Source organism: Embleya sp. NBC_00896 (assembly GCF_045207785.1).
Lineage (GTDB): Bacteria > Actinomycetota > Actinomycetes > Streptomycetales > Streptomycetaceae > Embleya.
This window is the reverse complement of the sequence record NZ_CP108776.1, coordinates 701,260-725,403: the sequence shown is the minus strand read 5'-3', so window position 1 is coordinate 725,403 and position 24,144 is coordinate 701,260. Positions and strand designations below refer to the sequence as shown.

Annotated in this window: 27 protein-coding genes and 1 pseudogene; 12 read left to right on the top strand and 16 right to left on the bottom strand. The window is 72.1% G+C overall.

Going from position 1 to position 24,144, the window contains the following annotated elements:
- Window positions 1-31 precede the first annotated feature (31 nt).
- Complete coding sequence (locus OG928_RS03405; protein ID WP_406290754.1) at window positions 32-325, bottom strand: type II toxin-antitoxin system PemK/MazF family toxin; 294 nt, start codon at window positions 323-325, stop codon at window positions 32-34.
- Window positions 326-657: 332 nt separating this feature from the next.
- Here OG928_RS03405 and OG928_RS03400 point away from each other — a divergent pair, with 332 nt between their 5' ends.
- From OG928_RS03400 to OG928_RS03390, 3 genes are all read left to right on the top strand, one after another.
- Window positions 658-1,881, top strand: a complete 1,224-nt coding sequence (locus tag OG928_RS03400) for a sensor histidine kinase (RefSeq protein ID WP_406278961.1) — start codon at window positions 658-660, stop codon at window positions 1,879-1,881.
- Window positions 1,881-2,552: a response regulator gene (locus OG928_RS03395; protein ID WP_406278958.1), complete on the top strand. Its 672-nt coding sequence runs from the start codon at window positions 1,881-1,883 to the stop codon at window positions 2,550-2,552. The genes OG928_RS03400 and OG928_RS03395 overlap by 1 nt, the downstream gene beginning before the upstream one ends.
- A 176-nt stretch (window positions 2,553-2,728) precedes the next feature.
- Entirely contained in the window at window positions 2,729-3,151 is a 423-nt protein-coding gene (locus tag OG928_RS03390) for a hypothetical protein (protein ID WP_406278955.1), read from the top strand.
- Here the strand turns inward: OG928_RS03390 and OG928_RS03385 are convergent.
- From OG928_RS03385 to OG928_RS03370, 4 genes are all read right to left on the bottom strand, one after another.
- Entirely contained in the window at window positions 3,105-3,371 is a 267-nt protein-coding gene (locus tag OG928_RS03385) for a DUF6461 domain-containing protein (RefSeq protein WP_406290751.1), read from the bottom strand. The two genes, OG928_RS03390 and OG928_RS03385, sit on opposite strands and share 47 nt — an antisense overlap.
- A 179-nt stretch (window positions 3,372-3,550) precedes the next feature.
- Window positions 3,551-4,207, bottom strand: coding sequence for an ester cyclase (locus OG928_RS03380; protein WP_406278952.1), 657 nt, complete (start codon window positions 4,205-4,207; stop codon window positions 3,551-3,553).
- A 374-nt stretch (window positions 4,208-4,581) separates the two neighbouring features.
- Window positions 4,582-5,469, bottom strand: coding sequence for a TIGR03854 family LLM class F420-dependent oxidoreductase (locus OG928_RS03375; protein ID WP_406278949.1), 888 nt, complete (start codon window positions 5,467-5,469; stop codon window positions 4,582-4,584).
- 31 nt (window positions 5,470-5,500) lie between these two features.
- The gene (locus tag OG928_RS03370; protein WP_406278946.1) at window positions 5,501-6,361 is read right to left on the bottom strand and encodes an IclR family transcriptional regulator; all 861 of its coding nucleotides are present in this window, start codon (window positions 6,359-6,361) and stop codon (window positions 5,501-5,503) included.
- 103 nt (window positions 6,362-6,464) lie between these two features.
- On the opposite strand from OG928_RS03370, the gene OG928_RS03365 reads away from it, so the two are divergent.
- Entirely contained in the window at window positions 6,465-7,706 is a 1,242-nt protein-coding gene (locus OG928_RS03365) for a cytochrome P450 (protein ID WP_406278943.1), read from the top strand.
- Between the two features lie 34 nt (window positions 7,707-7,740).
- Here OG928_RS03365 and OG928_RS03360 read toward each other — a convergent pair whose 3' ends face one another.
- The gene (locus tag OG928_RS03360; RefSeq protein ID WP_406278940.1) at window positions 7,741-8,322 is read right to left on the bottom strand and encodes a hypothetical protein; all 582 of its coding nucleotides are present in this window, start codon (window positions 8,320-8,322) and stop codon (window positions 7,741-7,743) included.
- 249 nt (window positions 8,323-8,571) lie between these two features.
- Between OG928_RS03360 and OG928_RS03355 the strand changes: the two genes are divergently transcribed.
- From OG928_RS03355 to OG928_RS03345, 3 genes are all read left to right on the top strand, one after another.
- Window positions 8,572-9,084, top strand: a complete 513-nt coding sequence (locus OG928_RS03355) for a DUF6817 domain-containing protein (RefSeq protein ID WP_406290748.1) — start codon at window positions 8,572-8,574, stop codon at window positions 9,082-9,084.
- 417 nt (window positions 9,085-9,501) lie between these two features.
- A complete protein-coding gene (locus tag OG928_RS03350) occupies window positions 9,502-10,008 on the top strand; it encodes a hypothetical protein (protein WP_406278938.1) in 507 nt (168 codons plus the stop codon).
- Between the two features lie 224 nt (window positions 10,009-10,232).
- A complete protein-coding gene (locus tag OG928_RS03345) occupies window positions 10,233-11,051 on the top strand; it encodes an alpha/beta fold hydrolase (protein WP_406278935.1) in 819 nt (272 codons plus the stop codon).
- 20 nt (window positions 11,052-11,071) lie between these two features.
- Here the strand turns inward: OG928_RS03345 and OG928_RS03340 are convergent, their stop codons facing one another.
- From OG928_RS03340 to OG928_RS03325, 4 genes are all read right to left on the bottom strand, one after another.
- Window positions 11,072-11,215 carry a hypothetical protein gene (locus OG928_RS03340; RefSeq protein WP_406278932.1) on the bottom strand — a complete coding sequence of 48 codons (144 nt, stop codon included), beginning with the start codon at window positions 11,213-11,215 and terminating at the stop codon, window positions 11,072-11,074.
- Between the two features lie 172 nt (window positions 11,216-11,387).
- Complete coding sequence (locus tag OG928_RS03335; RefSeq protein WP_406278929.1) at window positions 11,388-12,149, bottom strand: SDR family NAD(P)-dependent oxidoreductase; 762 nt, start codon at window positions 12,147-12,149, stop codon at window positions 11,388-11,390.
- Between the two features lie 90 nt (window positions 12,150-12,239).
- Window positions 12,240-13,622 (bottom strand): MFS transporter, encoded by a 1,383-nt coding sequence (locus OG928_RS03330; protein ID WP_406290747.1) that lies wholly within the window; start codon window positions 13,620-13,622, stop codon window positions 12,240-12,242.
- A gap of 223 nt (window positions 13,623-13,845) precedes the next feature.
- Window positions 13,846-14,430, bottom strand: a complete 585-nt coding sequence (locus OG928_RS03325; RefSeq protein ID WP_406278926.1) for a TetR/AcrR family transcriptional regulator — start codon at window positions 14,428-14,430, stop codon at window positions 13,846-13,848.
- A gap of 145 nt (window positions 14,431-14,575) precedes the next feature.
- On the opposite strand from OG928_RS03325, the gene OG928_RS03320 reads away from it, so the two are divergent.
- Window positions 14,576-14,926, top strand: a complete 351-nt coding sequence (locus tag OG928_RS03320; RefSeq protein WP_406278923.1) for an MmcQ/YjbR family DNA-binding protein — start codon at window positions 14,576-14,578, stop codon at window positions 14,924-14,926.
- An 84-nt stretch (window positions 14,927-15,010) separates the two neighbouring features.
- On the opposite strand, the gene OG928_RS03315 is transcribed toward OG928_RS03320, so the two are convergent.
- Window positions 15,011-15,964: a helix-turn-helix transcriptional regulator gene (locus OG928_RS03315; RefSeq protein WP_406278920.1), complete on the bottom strand. Its 954-nt coding sequence runs from the start codon at window positions 15,962-15,964 to the stop codon at window positions 15,011-15,013.
- 61 nt (window positions 15,965-16,025) lie between these two features.
- Between OG928_RS03315 and OG928_RS03310 the strand changes: the two genes are divergently transcribed.
- The gene (locus OG928_RS03310) at window positions 16,026-17,123 is read left to right on the top strand and encodes a winged helix DNA-binding domain-containing protein (protein WP_406278917.1); all 1,098 of its coding nucleotides are present in this window, start codon (window positions 16,026-16,028) and stop codon (window positions 17,121-17,123) included.
- Between the two features lie 214 nt (window positions 17,124-17,337).
- Here the strand turns inward: OG928_RS03310 and OG928_RS03305 are convergent, their stop codons facing one another.
- Window positions 17,338-17,661, bottom strand: a complete 324-nt coding sequence (locus OG928_RS03305) for a DUF4190 domain-containing protein (protein WP_406278914.1) — start codon at window positions 17,659-17,661, stop codon at window positions 17,338-17,340.
- 174 nt (window positions 17,662-17,835) lie between these two features.
- Between OG928_RS03305 and OG928_RS03300 the strand changes: the two genes are divergently transcribed.
- Window positions 17,836-18,702, top strand: coding sequence for a spermidine synthase (locus OG928_RS03300; RefSeq protein WP_406278911.1), 867 nt, complete (start codon window positions 17,836-17,838; stop codon window positions 18,700-18,702).
- A gap of 156 nt (window positions 18,703-18,858) precedes the next feature.
- Here the strand turns inward: OG928_RS03300 and OG928_RS03295 are convergent, their stop codons facing one another.
- Entirely contained in the window at window positions 18,859-19,587 is a 729-nt protein-coding gene (locus OG928_RS03295) for a spermidine synthase (protein ID WP_406278908.1), read from the bottom strand.
- A gap of 199 nt (window positions 19,588-19,786) precedes the next feature.
- Window positions 19,787-20,848 (bottom strand): GlxA family transcriptional regulator, encoded by a 1,062-nt coding sequence (locus OG928_RS03290; protein ID WP_406278905.1) that lies wholly within the window; start codon window positions 20,846-20,848, stop codon window positions 19,787-19,789.
- A 160-nt stretch (window positions 20,849-21,008) separates the two neighbouring features.
- On the opposite strand from OG928_RS03290, the pseudogene OG928_RS03285 reads away from it, so the two are divergent.
- Both OG928_RS03285 and OG928_RS03280 read left to right on the top strand, forming a co-directional pair.
- Window positions 21,009-21,887: pseudogene (locus OG928_RS03285) on the top strand (NAD(P)-dependent oxidoreductase); the annotation flags it as partial.
- Window positions 21,884-22,522, top strand: coding sequence for a hypothetical protein (locus OG928_RS03280; protein ID WP_406278902.1), 639 nt, complete (start codon window positions 21,884-21,886; stop codon window positions 22,520-22,522). The pseudogene OG928_RS03285 and the gene OG928_RS03280, both read left to right, overlap by 4 nt.
- A 165-nt stretch (window positions 22,523-22,687) precedes the next feature.
- Here the strand turns inward: OG928_RS03280 and OG928_RS03275 are convergent, their stop codons facing one another.
- Window positions 22,688-23,368 carry a lysophospholipid acyltransferase family protein gene (locus OG928_RS03275; protein WP_406278899.1) on the bottom strand — a complete coding sequence of 227 codons (681 nt, stop codon included), beginning with the start codon at window positions 23,366-23,368 and terminating at the stop codon, window positions 22,688-22,690.
- 147 nt (window positions 23,369-23,515) lie between these two features.
- Window positions 23,516-24,142, bottom strand: coding sequence for a TetR/AcrR family transcriptional regulator (locus tag OG928_RS03270; protein WP_406278896.1), 627 nt, complete (start codon window positions 24,140-24,142; stop codon window positions 23,516-23,518).
- Between the last annotated feature and the right edge of the window lie 2 nt (window positions 24,143-24,144).

Below are 24,144 nucleotides of genomic sequence, written 5' to 3'. Positions count from 1 at the left end.
TGCGCGCCGAGTCGCGCCGGGTCGTCCGGGGTCACAGACCCAGGACGGCTCGCAGCGCGATGTCCACGCGTTCCATCTCCTCCGGGGCCACATCGCCCAGGTAGGTGCCCTGTTCGAAGCGGCGGTGCCGGGACGTGTACAGGTCGGGGGCGAGCACCACGCCCTCGACGGGCGTGGTGATCCGGACCGTGACCAGGGACTCCTGACGGTCGCCGATGGTGTCGACCAGCGCGCACAGCGCCGCGCCGGGATGCAGCGCGGCGACATGGTCGTTCTGCACGATCATGAACGTCCGTTCCCGGCCGACGGTGGGAATCGTCCACACCTGGCCCCGCTTCAGTGGCCGCACGGCTCCGCCCCCGTCGGGCCCGAGACGGCGACGGCCGACCACGTCACGGGCACCCGGGTCGGGTGGTCGGGGTCGGGGACGAAGCGGTTGCCGGTAGCCATGGCACCAGTCGTACCAGACGCGACGGTACCCGAAATGCCATCGGGGGCCGCGTTCGCCGGCGGCGGCCTGATTCGTCCGATTCGCCGAGCCGGGAACGGGGCCGGCGCGCCCCGCCCGACCACTTCGGCAGATCCCTCGCGCGAGCGAGGCGGTGGAACGGGCGCACCCGCGACACTGGCGGGAACACACCACCGGGAGTAAGCCGCATGTCCGACCACCCCACCGAGCACGGCGCCGACCACCACGTCCGCGAGCGGGCCAGGCACACCCTGGACATCCTGCGCCGGATCGACCCGCGGCTGCTCGACCTGATGATCGGGCTGACCGTATGGCTGCTCGTGTCGCTCCCGTTCCTGGTGTGGTGGCGCTCGCCCTACCGGCTCGGGTTCCTGCTCCTGTCCGGCACCGCGATCCCGCTGATCTGGCGGCGTCGCGCGCCGTTCACCGTCGCGATCGTGGTCGCGATGTCCACGATCCCGGTGTCGTTGCACCATCGGCCCGGCCAGCCGTTCCAGTTCGGGATGACGATCGCGATCTACACGGTCTTCGCCATCGGTCGGCGGTGGCAGCGGATCACCGTCGCGGTGCTGACCCTGCCGATCGTGCTGGCCGTCGAGTACGCCAAGCACCAACCGTTCCAGATGGCCACGTTCGACGTCCTGGCACTCACCGCGGCGGCGGCGTTCGGGCTGGCGACCAGGCATCGCCAGGCGTATATCGAGGGCATCGAGCAGCGCACCCGGCGGCTGGAGCACGAGCGGGACCTGGAGGCCCGGCGGGCGAGCGCCGAGGTGGCGCGGGCCGCCGCGCGCGAACGGGCCCGGATCGCCCGGGACATGCACGACATCCTGGCGCACGCGGTGAGCCTGATGACTGTCCAGGCCGAGGCCGGGCCGGTGGTCGTGCGCAGCGATCCGGCCCGTGCGGAGGCCGCGTTCGACGCGATCGCCGACGCGGGGCGGGACGCGATGGTCCAGCTCCGCCGGATCCTGGGCACGCTCAAGGAGGAGGACGAGTGCGCCGCGCGGGCGCCGCAGCCCACCGTCGCCAACATCGCCGAACTGGTCGCCGAGGTCGGCCGGACCGATCTGCGGGTGCTGTACGAGAGCGTCGGCACCCGCCGTCCGCTGCGTTCGGACGCGGAGATCGCCGCGTACCGTGTCGTCCAGGAAGCGCTGACCAACGCGGTCAGACACGCGCACGCCACGACGGTGCACGTGCGGCTCGAATGGGGCGACGACACGATGACGGTGACCATTACCGACGATGGACGCGGTGGGCTGCCTCGGCCCGGCGGGGGCCACGGGCTGATCGGCATCCGCGAGCGCGCCGCCGCGTGCGGTGGGAGCGTGACGGCCGGACCCCGCGCGGACGCCCGGGGGTTCGAGGTCGCGCTGCGGATCCCGCTCGACGCGGCCCGGGTCGCGTGATGCCGATTCGCGTCGTCGTGGCCGACGACCAGGGGCTCGTGCGCAGTGGCTTCGCGATGATCCTCGACGCGCAGCCCGACATCGACGTGGTCGCCGAGGCCGGCGACGGGCTGGCCGCGATCGACGCGGTCCGCGAGCACCGGCCCGACGTGCTGCTGCTGGACATCCGGATGCCGCGGATGGACGGCATCGAGGCGGCGCGCGTGGTGTCGGCCGAGGCGGCGGGGTGTCGGATCGTCATGCTGACCACGTTCGACGTCGACGAGTACGTCTACGACGCGCTGTACGCGGGCGCGGCCGGTTTCCTGCTCAAGGACGTGCGTCGGGACGACCTGGTGCACGCGGTGCGGATGGTCGCGAGCGGCGAGGCGCTGCTCGCGCCGTCGGTGACGCGGCGGCTGATCGCCGACTACACCCGCCGGCTCCCGCGCACCGAGGCGCCCGCCGAACCGGCCGAGCGCCTGTCCGTGCTGACCGCGCGCGAGCGCGAGACGATGCGCTGCCTCGCGCAGGGGATGTCGAACGCGGAGATCGCGGACGCGCTCGTGGTCAGCGAGCACACCGTCAAGACGCACGTGAGCAGCCTCCTGGGCAAGCTCGGGCTGCGCGATCGGGTGCACGCGGTGATCTGCGCGTACGAGACCGGGCTCGCCGTCCCGGGGGCGACCTGAGCGGCCTCTCGTATCGCTCGCGCGAGCGAGGTGGGCGGGCGCCTCCGTCGTACGAGGGAAGTACGCGGGTCCCGGGAAACGGTTCGCTCAGCCGATGCGGCGTGCGGCCGTCACGGCGAATCCTTGGGGGGTCCGATGGAACGCCCGTCGGACCGCCTGAACCGGGGGAGTGCGCCATGCGCGACGTCTTGCAGGAGCCGACGACCGAGCTGTACCTGCGCCTCAGCGACTACACGATGCGCCTGGGCCGCGGCTCGCGCGGCCGGCCGGCCCTCGAGGTGTACGCCGGTTACCGGTTGGTCGACGTGGCGGTCGCCGGGGCCGCGCTGGGCCCGACCCTGGTGCGCGGCGCGTTGCGTTCGCGGCGCGGCGAGCGGCCGTGGGCGCTCGCGTGGGGCGTCCTTCCGGAGGACGAAGTGCCACCGCGCGTCGAGTTCCGCCGGGGCCGTTTCGCGCTGCCGGTCCCGGCGACGATCTTCGGCGGCCGCTTCTGGGTCTCGACGGTCCCGGGCACCTACCGCTCGCTCACCGTCCGCACGGCCGACGACGCCATCACCGAGCGGGCCCGACTGGCCCGAACGCGCCTGCCCCGCCTGTGAGTTGTCCCCGAGCTTGGCCGGCACCGGTTCCGGCGGGGCTCCACCGCGCGCGGATCAGCCGGCCGGCCTCGGGACGTCCGCGCAGCGGGCCGGGCCGCGGATCGGCGCCCATCCGGCGCAGCACCTCGTCCGGCGTGAGTCCGCGCACGAACGTCATGCAGAACGCCACGCGTTGCCCCCGATCGTGCAGCCATGTGTACGCCTGCGGCCCCACGCTCATCATGTGCCCCCCGTGCTCGCCCGGCCGAGAGGTGGCCCCGGCGCGGTCGACGGGCTGTCGCGAGTTCCCCCGACAGCCCGTCGTCGTTCGATCGTCGCCGCCCGCCGCCCGCCGCCCGCCGCCCGCCCGCCCGCCGGCCGGACGGGCGGGCGGACATTAGTAGCCGTAGCCGTCGGTTGCTAGTTGCCGTGGGCCACCGGGCAGCCGCCGGTGAGCTTGCCGAGGAAGGCGTTGGGGTCGTAGTAGTGCTCGACCTCGACGAGCCTGAGGTCGTCGCTGACCTTCGCGACGCTCATGCCGAACATCTCGATCGTCTCGCCGGTGGGCTCGAAGCCCTTGTACTCGCCCGTGTAGCTGCCCCAGTGGCGCCACTTGAAGGTGACCACGGGCGGCGGCGACAGGACTTCGAGGACCTCCCAGTAGAAGCCCTCGGGGAACGCCGTGTGGAAGATCTGGTGCGAGGACTCGAAGCTCTCCCGGCCCGGCGAGTAGAAGACGCTGTCGCCGATCAGGATGTTGTAGCTGCCCTGGTCCACGATGTCCTGGGCGCTCGCCCACGGGCCGCCGTTGACGTTCGTGCGGAACCGCTCGGTGACCATCGAGACCCACGTCTTCGGGTCCTTCTTGTGCGAGACCTCCATCTCGAAGACCTGCACGATGCTCTCGACGATCGCCTCCAGCGAGTCGGGGGCGTGTTGCGTGCTCCGCTGACCCGGCATCACCGTGTGCGAAAGGTGGTAGTCGGGGGCCTCTTCGCGCCAGTCGCCGGGGGCGGCCGCGGCGACGACGGCGTCCCGTCCCTGGAGCCAGAGCGGGGTGGCGGGGGAAGTCGACACGTGATTTCCATCCTTCGTTGCCGGCGGCAGCGCTCGGTGGCGCGCGCCATCCGGAGGGGAACGGTGGCGATCCTGACTCAGTGTCAGACAGTGCGCAAGCCTCCGTCGGCGCCTTGGATCCACCTCGATTGGCCGGATTCGATCGCCGGTGCCGTACGTAATCCGGCCAATGGGAGGGTGCGTCCAACTCCCGGGCATACAGGGACTGTTCACGTGTCGACATGTGCTCCGGCGCAGGTCGGAGGGGGGTGCGGGATCGACGTGCCGGCACGCTGGGCAATCGAACGTACACATGGAGCGCACGATTCCGGCTGACCCCGACGGGCGTAATATTTTGCTCACACAGCGTCAGTTGTCGTGTACGGGAAGATCGTTCACTTCTCCAGCGGCAGCAGTTCGGCGGCGAACTCGTCCAGGAACGCGGTCCACGAGCGCGGTGGGGCCGCCGGTCGAACCACGAATTTGCTCAACCCGGCGTCCGCGTAGCGGCGGATCAACGCGCGCGTCGCGGCCCACCCGGACGGGACCAGGTCGGCGATGTCCACGTCCGGCCGCTGCCGGCGGAGTGCGCCGAAGTCGCGGCCGGTGACCCCGTCGAACGCGACGACCAGGCTCATCCCGTAGTGGTCGTCGTCGATGCCGCGCCCGGCCTCCGCGGCGGCGGCCTCGATCGCGCGCCTGCCCAGGCCGGCCTCGTCCGGGGTCAGCGCGGCACCGAGCCAGCCGTCGGCCAGTCGGCCCACCCGGCGCAGCGACTTCGGGCCGCTGCCGCCGAGCCACAGGTCGAGCGGCCGGGTCGGGCGCGGGCGTACGGTGACCCCTTCGCACGCGTAGTACTTGCCCTCGAACGTGACGTCCTCGTCCGCCAGGAGCAGCCGCACCAGGGTGAGCGCCTCGTCCATCACCTCGCCGCGCGGCCCGGGGATGGGGAAGAGCGGACGCTCGCGCGCCGTCGCGTGCTGCACCCCGAACACCGGCAGGATCCGGCGCGGCGCGAGCGCGGCGAGGGTGGCGAGTTCCTTGGCGACGGCGACGGGGTTGCGGCCGGGCAGCACGGTGACGCCGCTGCCGAGCTTGAGCCGTTCGGTCCGGCCGGCCGCGTAGCCGATGCCCACGAGCGGGTCGGGCAGGTCACCGCCGATGAGATCGGGCAGCCACAGCGAGTCCACCCCGATTCGTTCCATGTGGTCGACGAGCTGTCCGAATGTCGCGGGGTCGGCGGGGTCGCGCGGCCCGAGGCCGACGCCGATACGGAGCTTCATGACCTCAGCCAAACCCGAATGTCAGACCTGGTCAAGCAACCGGCGGCGCCCCGGAGAGCCGATCCGCCGCCGCGCGCAACGCGTCGATGTACTCCCGCCGTTCCACCCGACCCACCGCCGCGCGCAACGGGCCGATCTGGAGCTCGTGGGTGGGTGTGCCGCGCGCGTCCCGGATCGGCGCGGCGAGGTAGCTCAGCGGCAGTGCCCGATCCGCCGTCAGCTCGGCCTCGGTGTACGCGTGCGCGCTGATCAGCGCGAGCTGATCGAGGACACGCGTGCGCAACCCGGCCCGCCCCGGATGCTCGTCGAGCAGGCCGACCACGTCCCGGAGGATCTCCAGGAGCGCCACCGAGTCGCCGCGCGGCCGCCACGCGGCGACCCCGTGCGCGCGGATGGTGTCCAGGGTCGAAGCCAACTCGGGCGCGTGCGCGAGCCACGCGGCGCGCTCGGCGGCCGGTCGCCAGGGCAGCACCGCCGCGCCGGCCGGCGGCCGCAACGGCAGCCGCGTGCCCACCGCGATGCCCGCCGGCACCCGCCCCGGGCCGGGCTCGACCGCGAGGAACACCACCTGATCCACGCCCACCAGGGACAGCGCCACCCCGCACCCGACCCGCGTCGCGAGCTCGGCCAACACCTCGGCCGCGCCCTCGGGCAACCGCACCCGCCCCCGCACCGCGTCCGCGACGGCGAGCAGCCCCGGCCCGAGCACGTACCTCCGATCCGCCCCGCGCTGCACCCACCCCGGCCGCTCCAGCGCACCGAGCACCGCGGTCGCCGTCGACCGGTTCTGGTCCAGCCGGGCCGCCACCTCGGACACGCTCAACCCGCGCGGCGCGGCGGCCAGCAGCTCGACGACCGCGACGACGCGATCGGTGGGTGGTGAAGCGACCATCGGGCACCCCTTGTCCGGGCTCGGGACCATCCCTAGAGTCAACGAATATACGTCACTTTGACGACGAATATTCGTCGCCGAAGGGTTCGGCCAGGGAGGCCGCATGACCGAGACACGTGAAACGCCCGACCGGCTCGGCCGGCTCCGCCCGCTCGGCCCGTTCGACATCGAGGGCCACGACTTCGCGTTCGACGACATCCCGGATCTGCACGCGCTGATCGCCGCCGCGCGCGAGCGCAAGCCGTACGCGATCGTGCCGTTCCTGGGCATGCCGGCGGTCCTGTTCCTGACCCACGACCTGGTCACGGCCGCGTTCAAGGACGAGGAGTCGTTCCCCGCCGCCGCGATCTACGCCGCGACGACCGAGCCGGTGCTCGGGAACACCATCCAGTGCATGCGCGGCGCCGAGCACCGGATCAACCGCAAGCTCGTGGTCCCGGCGTTCCGCCGCAGGATCGTCACCGAGCAGGTCGAGGCGATCCTCGAACCGCTCGCGCACGAACTCGTCGACCGCTTCGAGGCGCGCGGCGAGGCCGACCTGGTCACCGAGTTCACGCACGGCTACCCGGTCCGGGTGATCACCCGCCTGCTCGGGCTGCCGATGGACGACGAGGAGCGCTTCCGGCGCTGGGCCGTCGACCTGTTCCACTTTCCGATGGCGCCCGACGCGGCCGAGCGGGCCTCGCGCGAATTCACCGAGTACGTCACGCCGATCCTCGCGCGCCGCCGGATCGACCCGGGCGACGACCTGCTCTCGACGCTGGCGACCACCGAGGCGGAGGGGCGCCGGTTGACCGACGAGGAGATCATGTCGTTCCTGCGGCTGCTCTTCCCGGCCGGCGCCGACACCACCTACCTGGGCCTGGGCAACGCCTTGTACGCGCTGCTCACCCACCCCGAGCAGCTGGAGCGGGTGCTCGCGAACCCGGACGAGGAACTGCAATGGGCCGTCGAGGAGGCGCTGCGCTGGGAGCCTCCCGTGGGTCTGCTGCCGCGGATGTGCCCCGAGCCGGTTCGCGACTGGCAGGGGCTTGGCCTGGACATCCCCGCCGAGACGCCGCTGATCTTCGCGATCACCGCCGCGAACCGGGACCCGGCGCTGTACCCGGACCCGGACGTGTTCGACATCCGCCGCCGGGTCCGCCCGACGTTGGCATTCGGCGACGGGCCGCACGTGTGCCTGGGGGCCTGGCTAGCCCTCGCGGAGATCCGGGCCGCGCTCGCGGTGCTGCTGCGGCGGCTGCCGACGATGCGGCTCGCGACCCCGACGCGGGTCCGGGGCCTGCTCGGTACGGCGCTGCGCGGACCGGAATCGCTGCATGTGCGCTTCGGGGCGGAGCCCTGAGGGCCGCGGCGGGCCGTGGTTCGCGCGTCGAGCGCTACCGCGCGTGCGCTTCGAGTACCGAGCCGGACTCCGCGTCGATCCGCACGACCTCCTGGAGCAGGCCCCACACGAAGTCGACCCGGTAGGTCGCCTCGCCCTCGGTGATCAGGCTCGACCACCGACTCGGCGCGGAACCCTCCATGTGACGCAATTGCGGGAACGCCCGGGCGACGTCCCCGATCACGTACTCCCAGGGCCTGAGCTCGGATACCGCCTCGACGGGCGGCATCGTGGCGGGATCGGCTCGTACGAGCCACTCCTGCCAGACCCGTCCGTCGGGGCCGGTCAGGATCTCGAAGCGCAGATCCGGCCACAACGGCAGCACCCACCACTGCGCGTCGGCGATCAGGTCCCCGATGGCGCGCTGCGCCCGCCCGGCCGGTTCGCCGAGCGCGGCCCGATACGCCCGCCCCGAGCCACCCACCGAGCGGCTGCGCACCATCCGCTGCCACTGCGCGTTGACCTCGCGCATCCGGGTGCGGGTGAACTCCAGCTCGCGGACGGCGTCGGCGACCAGGTCGGGCTGGTAGTCGCCCATCCGGCGCAGCAAAACCAGACAGAACTGATCAGGTCCCACGAGGTATCTCCGAACTCGGTCGCGGCGGCGGGGTCGACGGTATCCACAAACCGGCGACTCCCGCCTTGATTGCCCGCATTCTGGCCCGATTCCACGAGAGCGACACCTCACAATGTGTACACCCGAGACCCTGGGAACTGACGGTTCGTCAGCGCTATCGTGTGGGCGAGGTCATCGGGCGGCCACCGGTCAGTCGGCGCCGACCCATTACATGGCAAGGGGTTGCACGTGATTGTCGACTACATACGCATGCTCGGCGCGGACCGCATCGAGCATCCCGGCGGCACCCTGCTGGCACATCTGAGCCGGGTCGAGGCGCTGCTCGGCACCTGGGGTGCCCGACCCGAACTGCGCACCGCCGGCCTGTGCCACGCGTTCTACGGCACGGACGGATTCGCCACCGCGCTGCTTCCGCTCGACCGCCGGGCCGAGCTCGCGACCCGGATCGGCGTGGACGCCGAGCGGATCGTGTACTTCTACGCCAGCTGCGACCGGGCCGCCAGCTACGGCTCGGTCGTCGAGGGCACCTTCCGGGACCGGTTCACCGGCCGGACGTACACGCCGACCGAGGCCGAGCGCCGCGACTTCGCCGAGCTCACCGCGGCCAACGAACTCGACATCGTGCGGGTCGACCCGGAATTCGGCGCCCGGTGGGGCACGGAACTCCTGGCCCTGCTCACCCGGTTCGGACCACTGCTGAGCGAGCCGGCTCGGGACGAGTGCGTGCGGGTCTTCGCGGGAGCGGAGATCGCCTCGCCGTAGGGGCGTCGTGTCCTTGGAGTGGTGGGGATAGGGGCCGAGGGCTGGGCCGGCTGCCCGCCACCCCCACGATCCGGCACCCAACCGGATCCCGGGTGTCTTGTGGCCCCTGCCTCCCTTGTGCCTGCGGTATCGGCGCCAACAGCACGTGTGCCTGTGGCTAAGCTACGAACGCCCTTGCGCGGCACGCGCTGAGGCACGGAGCAGGGGGAGCCGGTCATGTCATACCAGGAGCATCCCTATGGTGGGCAACCATCATATGGACAACAACCTCCGTTATATGGACAACAACCTCCATATCACCAGCAACAGCCCCACGGGCCGTATCCGCCGCAGATGCCGCCGGTGCCGCAGCAACCACCTCCACAGCGTGGCGGTGACGGTGGCGGCAACGGGAGGCTCATGCTGATTCTCACCCTCGTGGGCACACTGGCGACCGTCGTCAGTGTGCTCTTGGCGATGGGGATCGGGCCGTTCGATCTGTCGGACGGCGACGGCAAGGCCGATGCGGCCGCGCCGACCGGTGTCGATCCCAAGAAGCAGACGCCCGAGTCCTATGTCCAGGCGATCAACGATGTCTGCCTCGCTCGGACCGACACCATCACGCAGCGGCTGAACGATCTCAAGGCGAGCCTCGTGTCGCACGACAAGGTGAAGATGAAGACGGCGATGAACGAGGCAAGCAGCGAGTTGAAGAACACGATGACCCGGATTCGCGCGGTGCCGATGCCGGCGGACGCGACCGCAGCCCAGCCGTACACGCGGTGGCGCGACGCGTACGGCGCCAGGGTGGAAGCGTTCAGCGAGGCAGCCGCGGCGCTGACCGCGGGCAACGACCCGGCGTTCCAAACCACCAGCGAGAAGTTCCAAGCCGACACCGAACCGGTCAAGGAGCAGCAGCGCGCGCTCAACATCGTCTGCCCCTAGGGCGAGGACATCGCGGGTGCGGTCGCCTTCCCGACCTCCCCGGCGGCCAGGCACGTCACGGGCCGGGTGCCGAACGTCAACGGTGGGGCGGGCAAGAGCCGTCGAGTGCCGTCGAGCCGCTCCAGCCTTGCGGTGCACCCGCCGATCGGCTCGTTCTCCGGACGGAGCGCGGTTCGTCGCATAGCGTGGCAACGACCCGGTTTCCGGATGGAAGGCGATTGCTCATGGACACCGGCATCCTGACCGTGCCCGGCGCCGACCTCTATTACGAGGTGCGTGGCGCCGGGCCGGTCCTGCTGTTCATTCCCGGCGGCAGTGGCGACGCGCAGATGTTCGCGGCGGTCGCCGACCACTTCTCCGAGCGCCATACGGTCGTCACCTACGACCGGCGCGGCAACTCCCGCAGCCTGCTCTCCCGGCCGCCGGTCGAGCAGCGCATCGCCGAGCACGCCGACGACGCCCTCCGCCTGCTGAGCGCGTTCACGAGTGAGCCGGCGGACGTCTTCGGCACCAGCTCCGGCGCGGCGATCGCGCTGGATCTGACGGCTCGTCACCCGGACCGGGTCAACACGGTGGTCGCGCACGAGCCGCTCGTGGTCGGCCTGTCGCCCGACCCGGTGCGCTGGCGCGCGCGGTTCGACGAGGTGTACGAGCTGTACCGGCGCGAGGGCGGCGCGGCGGCGATGGGTGAGCTGTCCGCGCTCTTCGGCGTGGCCGCGCCACCCACGTCCGTGCCCGCCGAACTGCCCTCGTGGGTAAGCGAGATGGTCGAGCGGGTGATCGTCAACGTGGACTTCGGCCTGGCGTACGAACTGCGCTCGTTCACCCGCTACGAGCCGGACCTGGCCGCGCTGCGCGACGCCCCGATCGCGCTCGCGGCCGGAGCCGGTGGCCGGGAGACCCTGCTGTACGGCATCGCGGTCCGGTTGGCCGAGCAACTCGACCGCCGGTGCGTCGAGTTCCCGGGCGGCCACATGGGCTACGCGATGGTGCCGGACGAATTCGCCGTGACCCTGCGCGAGGTGCTGGACGGCAAGGGGTAGGAGCGCGCGCGTCGATCGGGTCAGTCGCCGTCGACTTGGTCGTGCCGAGCGCGCAACTCGTCGACCCGGTCCGGGTTTCCGGTCGCGGCGACCACCTCGGCGCCGCCGCGCGCGGCGAGTTGGACCGCGAACCGCCCGCCGCCGCCCGCGCCGGTGATCAGCACGCGCCGATCCAGGATCGGCCCGATCCGGCGCCGGTGGTGTCCGCGACGGCGTGCCGGCTCGACCCGGACACGCCGAAGCGGCCCGGCCGTGTCGCGATGGCGACGGCGGTCGGGCCGGGGTTCGGTGGCGGTGAGCGCGTGGCGGGTGCCAAGTGTCAGCTGTCGGGCCGCGTCAGGCTGTGGCGCCGCCGTCGAGGACGAGGTCGGTGCCGACCGCGAAGGCGGCCTCGTCGGATGCCAAGTACAGGACTGCGGCTGCGAGTTCGGACAACGTGCCGACCCGGCCCGAGGGGTTCTGCGTCTTCATCCGGTCCGCCCGGTCGGCCTCGGTCTCGCCGGGGCGCAGCGACATCGTGGTGGCCAGCGGGCCGGGGCTGACCGCGTTGATCCGCACGCCCTCGCCGATGTGGTCGAGCGCGGCGTTGCGGGTGAGCGCGCTGACGGCGGCCTTGGACGTGACGTAGGCGCCGAGGTTGGCGAGCCGCGCGTGGGCGCCGAGGTTGGACGCGATGTTGACGATCGCGCCGCCGCTGTTGGCCCGCATGTACGCGATCTCATGCTTCATCGACAGCCACGTGCCGGTCACGTTGACGTCCAGCGTCGCGCGCCAGTCCTCCTCGGTGAGGTCGCCGATCGGGCCCGTGCCCTGGATCACGCCGGCGTTGTTGACGGCGATGTCGAGGCCGCCGAACAGTTCGACGGTGCGGGCGACGAGGGTGGCCAGGCTCGCCGAGTCGGTGACGTCGGCGGTGACCGCCGCGCCCCGGCCGCCCTCCGCCTCGATCAGGGCGACGGTCTCCGCGAGCGGTGCGGCGCTCCGGCCGGCGACCACGACGGCGGCGCCCTCACGGGCGAAGGCGAGTGCGATCGCGCGGCCCGCGCCCTGGCCGGCGCCGGTGACGAGGACGGTCTTGGCGGTGAATCGTGCGGTCATGACGGGCTCCCGAGGTGTGCGTGTGCTGTGTGGTGGATTGCTTGACGGTGCTTGTTGCTTGACCCGGTGTGACGGGTCTGTCGGGTTGGTTCAGTGCTCGGTACGGACCGAGCGGAGTGCCGCCAGGGCGGCCAGGAGGAACACGGCGCCGCCGGCGCCGAAGGCCCACGCGTAGCCGACGATCACGTCGGCCCGCGTGGCCGCCACCGACATCAGCGCGGCCAGGCCGACGGTGGGCCCGAGTTCCATCGCGGTGTTCAGTACGCCGCCGGCCAGACCCGCCTGGTGGGCGGGTACGTCGCGGGTGGCCAGGACGGCGGTGCCGGCGAAGATCAGCGACGCGCCGGCGGGCAGCAGGACCAGGCCGGGGGCCAGGCCCAGGGCGTACCCGGTCGTGTCGTCGAGGCCGGCCAACAGGAGCAGGCCGACGCCGCCGACCGCCAGGCCCGCCACCGTGATCCGGCCGGGGCCGTACCGCCCGATCAGCGGGCCGGCGACCCGGCTCGTCACGATCAGCGCGAGCGTGAACGGGACGAACGCGCCGGCGGTCGCGAGCGGCGACCAGCCGCGCTCCTGTTGCAGGTAGAGCGAGAGCAGGAAGCTGACCAGGCCGGTCCCGGTCGCCGCGAGCAGGACGCCGACCAGGCCCAGCACGCGCCGGGGATCGGCGATGAAGCCGGGCGGCAACAGCGGGTCGGTGACCCGGCGTTCGACGATCAGGAACGCGCCGAGCAGGACCGCGGCGACGGCGAGCGGGACCAGTACGGTCGTCGACGTCCACGCGTGCTCCCCGGTCACGGTCAGGCCGTAGCCCGCGAGCGTGATGCCGAGGGTGGCGAGCACGGCCCCGAGCGGATCCAGGCCGGGGCGGCGCGCGTCCACCGGGCGGGCGGTGGGCAGGTGACGAGTCGTCAGGAGCAGCGCGAGGGCGGCGACGGCGACCGGTGCGGCGAACATCCACCGCCACGACACCCAGGTGGTGAGCACGCCGGAGGCGAGGTTGCCGGCGGCGGCGCCCAGCACGGACAGGCCGCCCCAGGTCGCCATCGCCCGCCGGTACGCGGCGGGTTCGGGGTACACGGCGCGCAGGACGGCCATCGCGGCGGGCGCGGTCAGCGCGGCCCCCAGGCCCTGTGCGAACCGGACCGCGACCAGTACCGCGAATCCCGGTGCGAACGCGGCGATCGCCGACGCGAGGCCGAACACGACCAGGCCCGCCGTAAAGATCCGGCGCCCGCCGTACCGGTCCGCGAGCCGACCGCCGAACAGCAGCAGCCCGCTGAACGGCAGTCCGTACGCGGCGCTGAGCAGCACCAGGTCGGCGGATCCGAGGCCGAACTCCCGGCCGATGTCGGGCAGCGGCACGCCGATGATCGTGATGGTGAAGATGAGGGTGGCCTGCACGGTGCCGAGCAGGGCGAACGCGGCCGGGGCGTGTGGGGTGGTCGGGGCGGGTGCGGCGGTGCCGTCCATTCCGGCGGATGCGGCGGGTCCGGCGGTGCCGTCCGTCCCGGCGGTGGCGTCCGCCCCGGAGGTTGCGGCGGATGCGACCGATGCGACGGTCGATCTCCGCTCTCCGCGTTGTGGTGTTTCCGTGCTGCTCATGTCCGTTACCCCCGTTGACGACAGCTCTTTATAGACCGATCGTTCTTGAATAAGGGCAGGCGTTCGGCCCGCGTCGTGCGTGCTTCGGGGGTCAGTCGAGCAGCGTGAGCGCCTGTTGCGCCGCGGCTCGCAGTCGTTGCGGGTCGGGTCCGGCCTTGCCGACCACGCGCATGCCCTGCATCAGCACGAGCAGGAACTGCGCGAGCGCCCGCGGGTCCCGGTCCGGGCCCAGCTCGCCCTGTGCCCTGGCCCGGATGAGCGCGGCGGTGAAGGCGGTCTCCATCTCGTTCCAGCCTTGCTCGACGATCCGCGCCGCACCCGCGTCATGCGCGGCGAGCTCGACCGCGGTGTTGGTCATGAAGCAGCCATGCAACCTGGTCGGCTCCTCGTGCGACTGGCGAGCGAACCGCTCGACGATCGCGCGGATGGCCGGCAACACCGGTCCCGGCTGCGACAGCTCCTCGACCAGCCCGGGGTTGCGCCAGTCGCGGTAGCGGTCGAGCGCCGCGAGGTAGAGGTCGTGCTTGCTTCCGAACGTCGCGTAGATGCTCGCTCGGGCGACCCCGAGGCGAGCCACGAGGTCCGCCATCGACGTGGCCTCGTATCCGCGCTCCCAGAAGAGTTCGAGAGCGGACTGCAAGGCGGCGTCGGGATCGAATTCCTTGGTCCTGGCCACGAGCAAGACCCTAGATCATTCGAGAACGAGCAGTCAAGAAAGATCGATGCGGCGAACCGTCGCCGCCGTCTCGGAATGCCGCGGTCCCCGGCTCGGAATAGGGTGCGTTGCGGGTCGGTCCGGCGGCGATTCTGGAGGTAGTGCGGTGGGAGTGGACGCTGACGACGTGCGTCGGTTGGCGCTCGCGTTGCCCTCGACGACGGAGAAGCTCGCGTGGGGCATGCCCACGTTCCGCGTCGCGGGCAAGATCTTCGTCTGGTTGGGCGAGGACGACGCGTCGATGGGCATGAAATGCCCGGCCGAGGAGCGCGCCGAGCTGATCGCGGCCGAGCCGCACAAGTTCTTCCTCAAGGACGGCCACGACGACATGGGCGGCTGGATCCGCGTGCACCTGTCGGCCGTCGACGACCAGGACGAGCTGCGGGCGATGGTCGTCGACGCGTGGCAGCTGACCGCGCCCAAGCGGCTGGCCGCCGAGCACGGCACCGGCGCCTGAGCCGGCTCGCGCCCCGACCGGCGGCCCGGCTCGACCGGCGCCCCGGGCTCAACCGGCGGCGCGAGCTCGACCGGCGCCCCGGGCTCAACCGGCGGCGCGTGTCCACCGGCGGCCCAACCGGCGCACCCGGTCGGCGAGTTCGGGCGGGCTCTCGACCTCGAAGTCCAGGTCCATGAACGCGATGTGGATCGCGAGCGCGTCGATCGAGGACGCCCCGGTGGTCAACCGGCAGGTCTCGGCGTCGATCGCCTCCAGGACGCCCTCGGCCGCGCCGACCACGCTCGCGGCCACCTCCAGCGGGGCGTGCAGGACCACCACCGCGTGGTGCGTGAAGGCGCGGGTGGAGATGCCCGCCGAGATGTACGCGGCGACGTCCGGGTCCGGGAGTTCGCGCGGCGTGAAGGGTGGTCCCGCGGACGCGTGCAGCCGGATCCGGTCGACGCGGTAGGTACGCCAGTCGGCGCGCTCGACGTCCCACGCGAGCAGGTACCAGCGCCGACCCGTGCACGCGAGCCGGTGCGGCTGGGCGGTGCGCGTCCGTTCGGCGCCGTCGTGGGTGCGGTAGTCGAAGCGCAGCGTGTGGGACGACCGGCACGCGGCGGCGATCGCGGCCAGGTCGTCGGGGGCCACCGTCTCGCCCCGGACCGGCAGCGCCACGGTGACCTCGCCCAGTGCGCCGGCCCGGTGTCGCAGACGGGCGGGCAGCACCTGTTCGAGCTTGGCCAGGGCCCGTACGGACGTCTCCTCGATGCCGGCGACCGTACCGCCGGCGGCCGTCCGCAGCCCCACCACGACGGCGACCGCCTCGTCGTCGTCGAGCAACAGCGGCGGCAACGAGGCGCCCCGGACCAGCCGGTAGCCGCCGGACGCACCGGTCGAGGCGTGCACGGGATGCCCCGCCTCGCGCAGCCGCTCGACGTCGCGCCGGACGGTCCGGGGGCTGACCCCCAGCTGCTCGGCGAGGTCGGGCCCGGACCAGTCGGGGCGGGATCGGAGGAGGGACAACAGACGAAGCAGGCGTGCCGAGTTCTCCATCATGTGACCAGTCTGGAGGTCAATGCGGCAAGGTTCCGACCGCATTCCGTCCTAGTCTTCGGGGATGGAGATCACCACCCTCAACGCGCGCCGACTCAACCGGATACTGCTCGAACGCCAGCTGTTGACGCGGCGGCACATGATGCCGGCCGAGGCGGCGATCGCGCACCTGGTCGGCATGCAGGCCCAGGCCCCGCACCCGCCGTACACCGGACTGTGGACCCGGCTCGCCGACTTCGACCCGGCCGAGCTGTCCGACCTGCTGACGACGCGTCGGGTGGTCCGACTGGGCCTCATGCGCGGCACGGTCCACCTCGTGACGGCGTCGGACTGCCTCGCGCTCCGCCCCGTCGTGCAGTCGATCTACGACGCGGACCTGTACCGCAACGCCACCCACGGCCTCGGCGACTCGAAGGTGGACCTGGACGAACTGGTGGCGGCGGGGCGGGAGTTGATGGCGGAGCGGCCGATGACGGCGAAGGCCCTCGGGCTCGCCCTCGTGGAACGCTTCCCCGACGAGGACCCGAAGGCACTCGCGCACGCGCTGCGCAGCCAGGCGGCGCTGGTCCAGGTCCCGCCGCGCGCGTTGTGGGGACGCAGCGGCCAGGCGGCGTGCACGACGGCGGAGCACTGGCTGGGGCGGCCGTTGGGGACCGAGACCGCACCGGACGCGACGCTGCTGCGCTACCTGGCCGCGTTCGGGCCGGCCACGGTCGCGGACATGCAGGCGTGGTCGGGCCTCGGCGGCTTGCGCGCGGCGATCGACCGGCTGCGCCCGGAGCTGACCGTGTACCGCGACGAGAACGGCCGCGATCTCTTCGACCTCCCCGACGCCCCGCTCCCGGAGGAGGACGCCCCCGCACCGGTGCGCTTCCTCCCGGAGTTCGACAACCTGCTCCTGTCCCACGCGAACCGCGCCCGCGTCATCTCCGACGAGGACCGCAAGCGCGTGTTCACCGTCAACGGGATCATCCGCGCCACGTTCCTGATCGACGGCTTCGTCGCGGGCATGTGGCGCCTCACCCGATCCGGCGGCACGACCACGCTGGACATCGAGCCGTTCCGCGAGCCGAGCGAATCGGACCGGTCGGCCCTCGCGGAAGAGGGCAGCCGCCTGTTGACCTTCCACGGGGCGGACGGGGCGGAGATTCGCTTCGTCTGACGCGGGATGGCCGAACCGAAAACGAACCGAATCCGAGCCGAGCCGAAACCGAGCCGAACCGCCCGGTGCGGAAGGAGAGGACGCGAAGACGCGAAGACGCGAAGACGCGAAGGCGGACGTCGCGGAGGTCGGGCCGGGCGGTGGTGCGTGCCGGTGCCGATCTCCGCGAGGTCCGCCTTCCCGTCGGCGGGCGCGCGTGTGGGTCGCGGGGTGGTCAGTCCGCGTAGGGGATGAGGGTGCCGTAGATGGCGAAGATCAGGACCAGGAGCGCGACGTCGATGATCCCCAGGACGAGGCCGGAGACGGCCAGACCCTTGTGCTCGGCGCCCTCGTTCTCAGCCTTGCTGAGGCCGATGCCGCCGAAGATGATCGCGAGCGGGCCCAGGATGAAGCCGAAACACAGGAGCCCGACGATGCCACAGACGAGCGCCGCGATCGCCAGACCGTTGGACCGGTTCTGCGGCGGCGGACCGTAACCCCCTCCGTACCCTCCGCCATAGCCGCCCCCGTACCCGCCGCCGTCGTATCCACCGGACATGTTGGTTCCCCCCAAAAATTCCGATCGGTTAGCTGCATATAGTGCTGGCCCGCAGCCGGCGGCGACAAGTGATTCCGGTCAACCACGGGGGTTTCCCCCACCCGGTGATCGACAGTCCGTTCCGATCCGCGGTGCGCGTCGAGGAGGGTCGCTCGGCTGCGAGACAATCGATTCATGTACGACGACCAGCAAGAACCGACCGAGTCGATTCCGGTGGGGCGGGCGACGGATCTCGGTGCGGCGTTGCTGATGCCCGACATCGACCGGCCACACGCGTGGTTGCTCACGCTCAACGATTCGCCCCAGTCGTACGTCGACCTCGACGAGCCCGAGCACCTGGAATTCGAGTACACGCGGCGGCTCGGACACGTCGTCGACCTCGCCGCCGAGCCCGGCGAACCGCTCGCCGCGCTGCACCTGGGTGGGGGCGGCCTGACCCTGCCCCGCTACGTCGCGGCCACCCGCCCCGGCTCGCTCCAGACCGTCGTCGAGCTCGACGGCGAACTGGCCTCGTTGGTCCTGGAATACCTGCCGCTGCCGGCGGGCGCGGCGATAGACGTCCGGACGGGCGACGCCCGCGAGGAGCTGACCGCGCGGCCCGAGGACTCGGCCGACCTGGTGATCGTCGACGTGTTCGGCGGCGCCCAGGTCCCGGCCCACCTGACCTCGCGCGAATTCGCCGCGGAGGCGGCCCGGGTGCTGCGCCAGGGCGGCGTGTACGCGGCGAACATCGCGGACGGCGGCGACCTCGACTTCGCCCGCGCCCAGGTGGCCACGCTGCGTGCGGTGTTCCCCGAGGTGGCCCTGATGGCCGAGCCGGGCGTGCTCCGCGGCCGCCGCTTCGGCAACCTCGTCGTGGTCGCCTCCACGGCCGCCCTGCCGGTGTCGCAACTGGCCCGCCGCACCGCCTGCGACAACGTGACGGCCCGGGTCCTGTCCGGCATCGAGGCCCGGGTCTTCTCCCGCGACGTGGCCCCGGTGACCGACAAGACCGCGACCCCGTCCCCGTCCCCGCCGGGCGGCACCTTCCGCATCGGTTGACCCGCCGGGCGCGGCACTCGGTCCCGGTCGGACAACGCACCGCGGGACCGGCCCGAGAGTGGGCCGGTCCCGCGCCGGGGTGTTCGGGTCACGCCGCCTTGAGGACGGTCGGGCCCGGTCGTCGTCCGGCGGAACGTCGCGTTCGCCGGATTCGCCTCAGCCGGCGGCGGCCGGGTTTCGGGCCACGTAGACGGTGTTGGTCGCCGTTCCGCCCTGGAGCGGGTTGTCGAAGGTGACGACGTGGGACTGCGGTTCCGGGAAGACCCGCGCGAGTACCGAGGTGAACTCCTCGTCCGGGGGGTCGTTCGACCACAGCGCGAAGACGCCGTCGGGGTGCAGGCGGTCGGCGAGCGTGCGCAGGCCCTCGAGTCGGTACAGGGCCGCGTGGCTCGGGTGGAGGACATGGCGCGGCGAGTGGTCGACGTCGAGCAGGATGCCGTGGAAGCGCCGGTTCGGTTCCTCGGGGTCCAGGCCGCGGGAATCGCCGACCATCGCGAAGAAGTCGCCTTGGACCAGGCGGCAGCGCGGATCGGAGGCCAGGCCGGCGCCCAGCGGCACCAGGCCGCGCCGGTGCCAGTCGATGACCTCGCCGAGCGCGTCGACCACGATCAGCGAGCGCACGCGCGGGTCGTCCAGGGCCGCCCGGGCGGTGTACCCGAGGCCGAGTCCGCCCACGACGATGTCGAGTTCGGTACCCGGGAGCTCCGCCAGGCCGAGCCGGGTGAGCGCGATCTCGCCCGCCGTGAAGAGGCTGGACATCAGGAACTCGTCGCCGAGCTTCACCTCGTACACGTCGTCGCCCGTCGCCGGATCCCGTCGACGCCGCAGGCTGATGTCGCCCATCGGGGTCGGACGCCAGTCGATCTCCTCGAAGCGCGCGCTCATCGGTTCACCCGTTCATCCTTCTTTGTGTCGCCGGCGCCGGCGAGAGCAGGGATCGGGCCGGTCGGGCCTTGATTCAGGCCTCGATGATGATGACAGGGATGGCGAGGCATATGCGCCGAACCGCACCGCATGACGGTCACCACCACCCTTGCGCCGATCCGACGCCGGCTTCGATTGCCCCGTTGCCCCGTCGTCCCCGTCAGGTCCGGCCCGAAGCCGACCGCCCGGCCGCCGACGCGAAGGCGCGGCGGTAGTCGGCCGGGGACACGCCCACGCGGGTGGCGAAGTGATGGCGCAGGTTGGCGGCGGTGCCCAGACCACTGCGTTCGCCGATCTGCTCGATCGGCAGATCGGTGGTCTCCAGGAGCGACTGCGCGCGGGCGAGTCGCTGGGTGAGCAGCCATTGCAGCGGCGTCGTGCCGGTGGCGGCCTGGAGCCGGCGGAAGAACGTGCGCGGGCTCGTCCCGGCCTGCCGGGCCAGGTCCTCCACGGTGAGCGGTCGGTCCAGGTTGGCGCCGGCCCACTCCAGCACCGGGGCCAGGCCGTCGTCGTCGGTCACCGGGACCGACAGGTCCACGAACTGGGCCTGGCCGCCCGGGCGATGGGCCGGGACGACCATCTTGCGGGCGAGCTGGTTCGCGATGTGCGCGCCGAGGTCGGTGCGCACGATGTGCAGGCACAGGTCGAGGCCGGCGGTCATGCCGGCGCTGGTGAGGACCGCGCCGTCGTCCACGTACAGGACGCTGTCGTCGACCGTCACGCTCGGGTATCGCCGGGCCAGGTCCTCGGTATGCGCCCAGTGCGCGGTGGCCCGCCGGCCGTCCAGGATGCCGGCGGCGGCCAGCGCGAACGCGCCCGTACACAGCGACACCATGCGCGCGCCCGCGTCGGCCGCCGCGCGCAGCGCGGTCAGGAACTCGGCCGGCAGTTCGAGGTCCTCGTCGACGCACGCCTGCGGTACCGCAGCCACGATCACCGTGTCCGCGCCGGCCAGCCCGTCCCACCCGTACGGGGTGCGGATCCCGAAACCGAAGCCCGCCGCGGCTGTTCCCGAGCCGCCGCCCGCTCCGGCCGCCGCCCCCTCCGCGCACAGCCGGAAGTCGTACCAGCGGTCCGTCAGTTCCGGCTGAGGGGTGCCGAACACCGCGCAGGAGATCCCGAGTTCGTACATGTCCCACGGCGGGATGTCGGCCTCCTCGATCACCGCCACGGCGACGGTTCCGGGGCCGGCGGGTCGGGCGTCGACGGGTCGATGACTCATGCGGGACAGCCTAGATCACGTGGCACGAATTTTGCGCTGGTAGGCATTCCTGCCACTGTCGGCGGGCTTTCGGCGCTGCGAATGTTGTCCGTGTCGGTCGAACAACTGATCTACAACGAGCGTCACGAGCGCCGCGAGCTCCACGACGAAAGACGAAGGACGAAGGACGAACATGAACCACGAAGCCGTGACGGTCATCGGTCTGGGAATGATGGGTACCGCCCTCGCCGAGGCGTTCCGGGCGGCGGGCCACCCCACCACCGTCTGGAACCGCTCCCCGGGGAAGGCCGACGACCTGGTCGCCCGGGGCGCGGTCCGCGCCGACACCGTCGCCGAGGCGATCGCGGCGAGCCCGCTGATCGTCGTCTGCGTCCTGGACTACGCCACGAACCAGGCGATCCTGGGCGCCGACGAGGCCGCGCTCGCCGGCCGGACCCTCGTCAACCTCAGCTCCGGCTCGCCCGAACAGGCCCGCGAGAGCGCGGCGTGGGCGGAGAAGCTCGGCATCGACTACATCGACGGCGCGATCATGAGCACCCCGCCCGGGATCGGCTCGTCGGACGCGATGCTGCTGTACAGCGGCAACCCGCAGGCGTTCGCCCGGCACGCCGCGACGCTGGCCACGCTCGGCGACCCGATCGAGCTGGGTCCGGACGCCGGCGCCGCGAGCCTGTACGACGTTGCCCTGCTCGGGGTGATGTGGGCGGCGTTCACCGGCTGGCTGCACGGCACCGCCGTGGTCGGCGCGGACGGCGTGAGCGCGGCCGACTTCACGCCGATCGCCAACCGCTGGCTGACCCGCTCCGTGTCCGGATTCATCGACCTGTACGCCCGCCAGGTCGACGCCGGCGCCTACCCGGCCGACGACGCCACGCTGGACGTGCACCTCGCGACGATGGACCACCTGGTCCACGCGGCCCACGCGCGCGGCGTGGACACCGCGCTGCCGGAGCTGTACCGCGGCTACGCCGAGCGCGCGATCCGAGCCGGCCACGGCGGGGACGGCTTCGCCCGCCTGATCGAGGGCCTGCGCCCGTGACCACAGCGACCAGGGCCCCAGACGAAACGGCTTGGCCGGCGGGCGAGACCACGTGGCCCGCGCGCGTCACGGCGGCGACCGAGGCGGCCGTCGAAGCCCTCGTCGGCGGCGCCGACGCGGACTGGTCCCGCCGGACCGGCCCCGGCGCCGACGAGCGCTCGTGTCGGGAGCTCCTCGACCACCTGGCCCTCGGCCTCGTCGGCTACGCCGGCCTGCTGATCGCCCGGCCGACCGACCGCTACATCACGCTGTTCGCGTCGCTCGACGCGGCGGCGCCGATCCGGGCCTGCCTCGACGGGATCCGGATCGCCGGATCGCTGCTCGCCTCGACCGTGCGCGACGCGCCGCCGGAGGTTCGCGCGTGGCATCCGTGGGGGCACTCCGACGGCGCAGGCTTCGCCGCGATGAGCGTGGTCGAACTGCTCATGCACACGGACGACATCACCCGGGCGCTCGGCATCGCGTGGACACCACCGGCCGAGCTCGCCGCGCCCGCACTGGCCCGGCTGTTCCCGAACGCCCCGACGGGGCACGCCCCGGCCGACACCCTGTTGTGGTGCACGGGCCGGGGCGAGCTGCCCGGTCGGGCTCGGGTGTCGGCAACGGAGTGGAGCTGGGACGGCCGAGTGCGCTGACCCGGCCGTACCCATCACTTCGTCGACCCGCACTCGATGGGCCGGTTCGAAGAGCGCCGAATACGCCCGAATGAGGACGAAGAAGCCCGGATCGCGACGCGATCCGGGCTTCAGTCGACACATTCGGTCACAAAATGATCAGGCCGCAGGCGCGGCCGACGGCAGTCAGTCCTCGGATCCGGCCGGCGTCTCGTTGTACACGCCCGCGTAGTCCTGCCCCGAGAGCTTCTGGATCGCTTCCATGATCTCGTCGGTGATCTCGCGGCGGGCCCGTGCGACGTCGGTCCGCCCGTAGTGGCGCGAGAAGTCGAGCGGTTCGCCGAACCGCGCGAGCGCGCGCGGGGAGAGCTTGGGGATGTTCGAGCCGATCGGCTGGACCTTGTCCGTGCCGATGATCCCGACCGGTACGACCGGGCAGCGCGCGGCGAGCGCGAGCCACGCGACGCCGGTCCGACCGCGGTACAGCCGGCCGTCGCGCGAGCGGGTGCCCTCGGGGTAGATGCCGAACGCGTCGCCCCGTTCGAGCACTCCGAGCGCGGTTTCCAGGGCTGCCTTGGCGGCGCTGTGCGTGCCGCGCGGGACGGCCACGGCGCCGATGCCGGTGAAGAAGCTCTTGCTGACGCGGCCCTTGAGCCCGGGGCCGTCGAAGTATTCGGCCTTGGCGAGGAACGACACCTTGCGCGGCATGACGATGGGGATCGCGACGCTGTCAACGAACGACAGGTGGTTGCTGGCGATGATGACCGGGCCGGTCATCGGTACGTTCTCGCGGCCCTCGGTGCGCGGGCGGTAGATCGCCCTCGCGGTGGGCGCCACGACGCCATGCATGAACTTGTCGATCAGCACGGATCCCCCGTGGGAGTGGGTCGGAAGTGGGTGAGGTCTGGAGACACGGGCCACCTTATCGAGTCTGCGGCACCCCCCACGACGCGTGTACCCACCTGCATTGTTGACGGAGCGTCAAATGTTCGTCACAGGCGTGGTTCGCGCTGTTCACACCCGCCGCGCGAGCGACTCCAGCAACAGGTCGAGGACATCCTCGAACGGGCTCCCGGCCATCCCCGCGGCCAGGTGTCCGCGCACCGCGCCGATCGCGGGGTAGTCGGCGCTCGGCAGTGTGTTGTACGTCTCATCCCACGACCGGTCGTCCGCGGTGCGCACGTCGACGTCGAGCGCGGCGTAGGACGCCTCCAAGGCGGCGTGCCCGAGCACGGTGTCGATGAAAGCGCGGTAGTAGCGCACCGCCTCGACGGGTGTGAAGCCCGCCCCGAGCAGCAGCCCGACACCTATCTCCACGGCCCGGAACTCGTTGTGCCGCCGGGTCACCCGGGAAGCCGCGATCGCGGCCACGCGCGGGTGGCGCAGGTATCCCGCGCGCACCCGCAGGCCCAGCTCGCGCAACGAAGCGACCCAGTCGGGGCCCGGTTCGTAGCCCTCCAGCGTCTCGCCGATCAGGAAGTCGGCGATCGCGAGCAGCAGGTCGTCGGTGCCGCGGAAGTATCGGTAGACGGCGGTCGGGTCGCAGCCCAGCGCGGCACCGAGCTTGCGCATCGTCAGGGCCTCCGCCCCGTGGTGTCCGATCAGGCGTACCGCACACTCGATGATGACATCCTCGGACAAAA

Coding starts and splice junctions, on each gene's coding strand:
- OG928_RS03400 (WP_406278961.1), top strand. CDS start 658: ATGTCCGACCACCCCACCGAGCACGGCGCCGACCACCACGTCCGCGAG.
- OG928_RS03395 (WP_406278958.1), top strand. CDS start 1,881: ATGCCGATTCGCGTCGTCGTGGCCGACGACCAGGGGCTCGTGCGCAGT.
- OG928_RS03390 (WP_406278955.1), top strand. CDS start 2,729: ATGCGCGACGTCTTGCAGGAGCCGACGACCGAGCTGTACCTGCGCCTC.
- OG928_RS03385 (WP_406290751.1), bottom strand. CDS start 3,371: ATGAGCGTGGGGCCGCAGGCGTACACATGGCTGCACGATCGGGGGCAA.
- OG928_RS03375 (WP_406278949.1), bottom strand. CDS start 5,469: ATGAAGCTCCGTATCGGCGTCGGCCTCGGGCCGCGCGACCCCGCCGAC.
- OG928_RS03370 (WP_406278946.1), bottom strand. CDS start 6,361: ATGGTCGCTTCACCACCCACCGATCGCGTCGTCGCGGTCGTCGAGCTG.
- OG928_RS03365 (WP_406278943.1), top strand. CDS start 6,465: ATGACCGAGACACGTGAAACGCCCGACCGGCTCGGCCGGCTCCGCCCG.
- OG928_RS03355 (WP_406290748.1), top strand. CDS start 8,572: ATGCTCGGCGCGGACCGCATCGAGCATCCCGGCGGCACCCTGCTGGCA.
- OG928_RS03345 (WP_406278935.1), top strand. CDS start 10,233: ATGGACACCGGCATCCTGACCGTGCCCGGCGCCGACCTCTATTACGAG.
- OG928_RS03335 (WP_406278929.1), bottom strand. CDS start 12,149: ATGACCGCACGATTCACCGCCAAGACCGTCCTCGTCACCGGCGCCGGC.
- OG928_RS03330 (WP_406290747.1), bottom strand. CDS start 13,622: ATGGACGGCACCGCCGCACCCGCCCCGACCACCCCACACGCCCCGGCC.
- OG928_RS03315 (WP_406278920.1), bottom strand. CDS start 15,964: ATGATGGAGAACTCGGCACGCCTGCTTCGTCTGTTGTCCCTCCTCCGA.
- OG928_RS03310 (WP_406278917.1), top strand. CDS start 16,026: ATGGAGATCACCACCCTCAACGCGCGCCGACTCAACCGGATACTGCTC.
- OG928_RS03305 (WP_406278914.1), bottom strand. CDS start 17,661: ATGTCCGGTGGATACGACGGCGGCGGGTACGGGGGCGGCTATGGCGGA.
- OG928_RS03300 (WP_406278911.1), top strand. CDS start 17,836: ATGTACGACGACCAGCAAGAACCGACCGAGTCGATTCCGGTGGGGCGG.
- OG928_RS03295 (WP_406278908.1), bottom strand. CDS start 19,587: ATGAGCGCGCGCTTCGAGGAGATCGACTGGCGTCCGACCCCGATGGGC.
- OG928_RS03290 (WP_406278905.1), bottom strand. CDS start 20,848: ATGAGTCATCGACCCGTCGACGCCCGACCCGCCGGCCCCGGAACCGTC.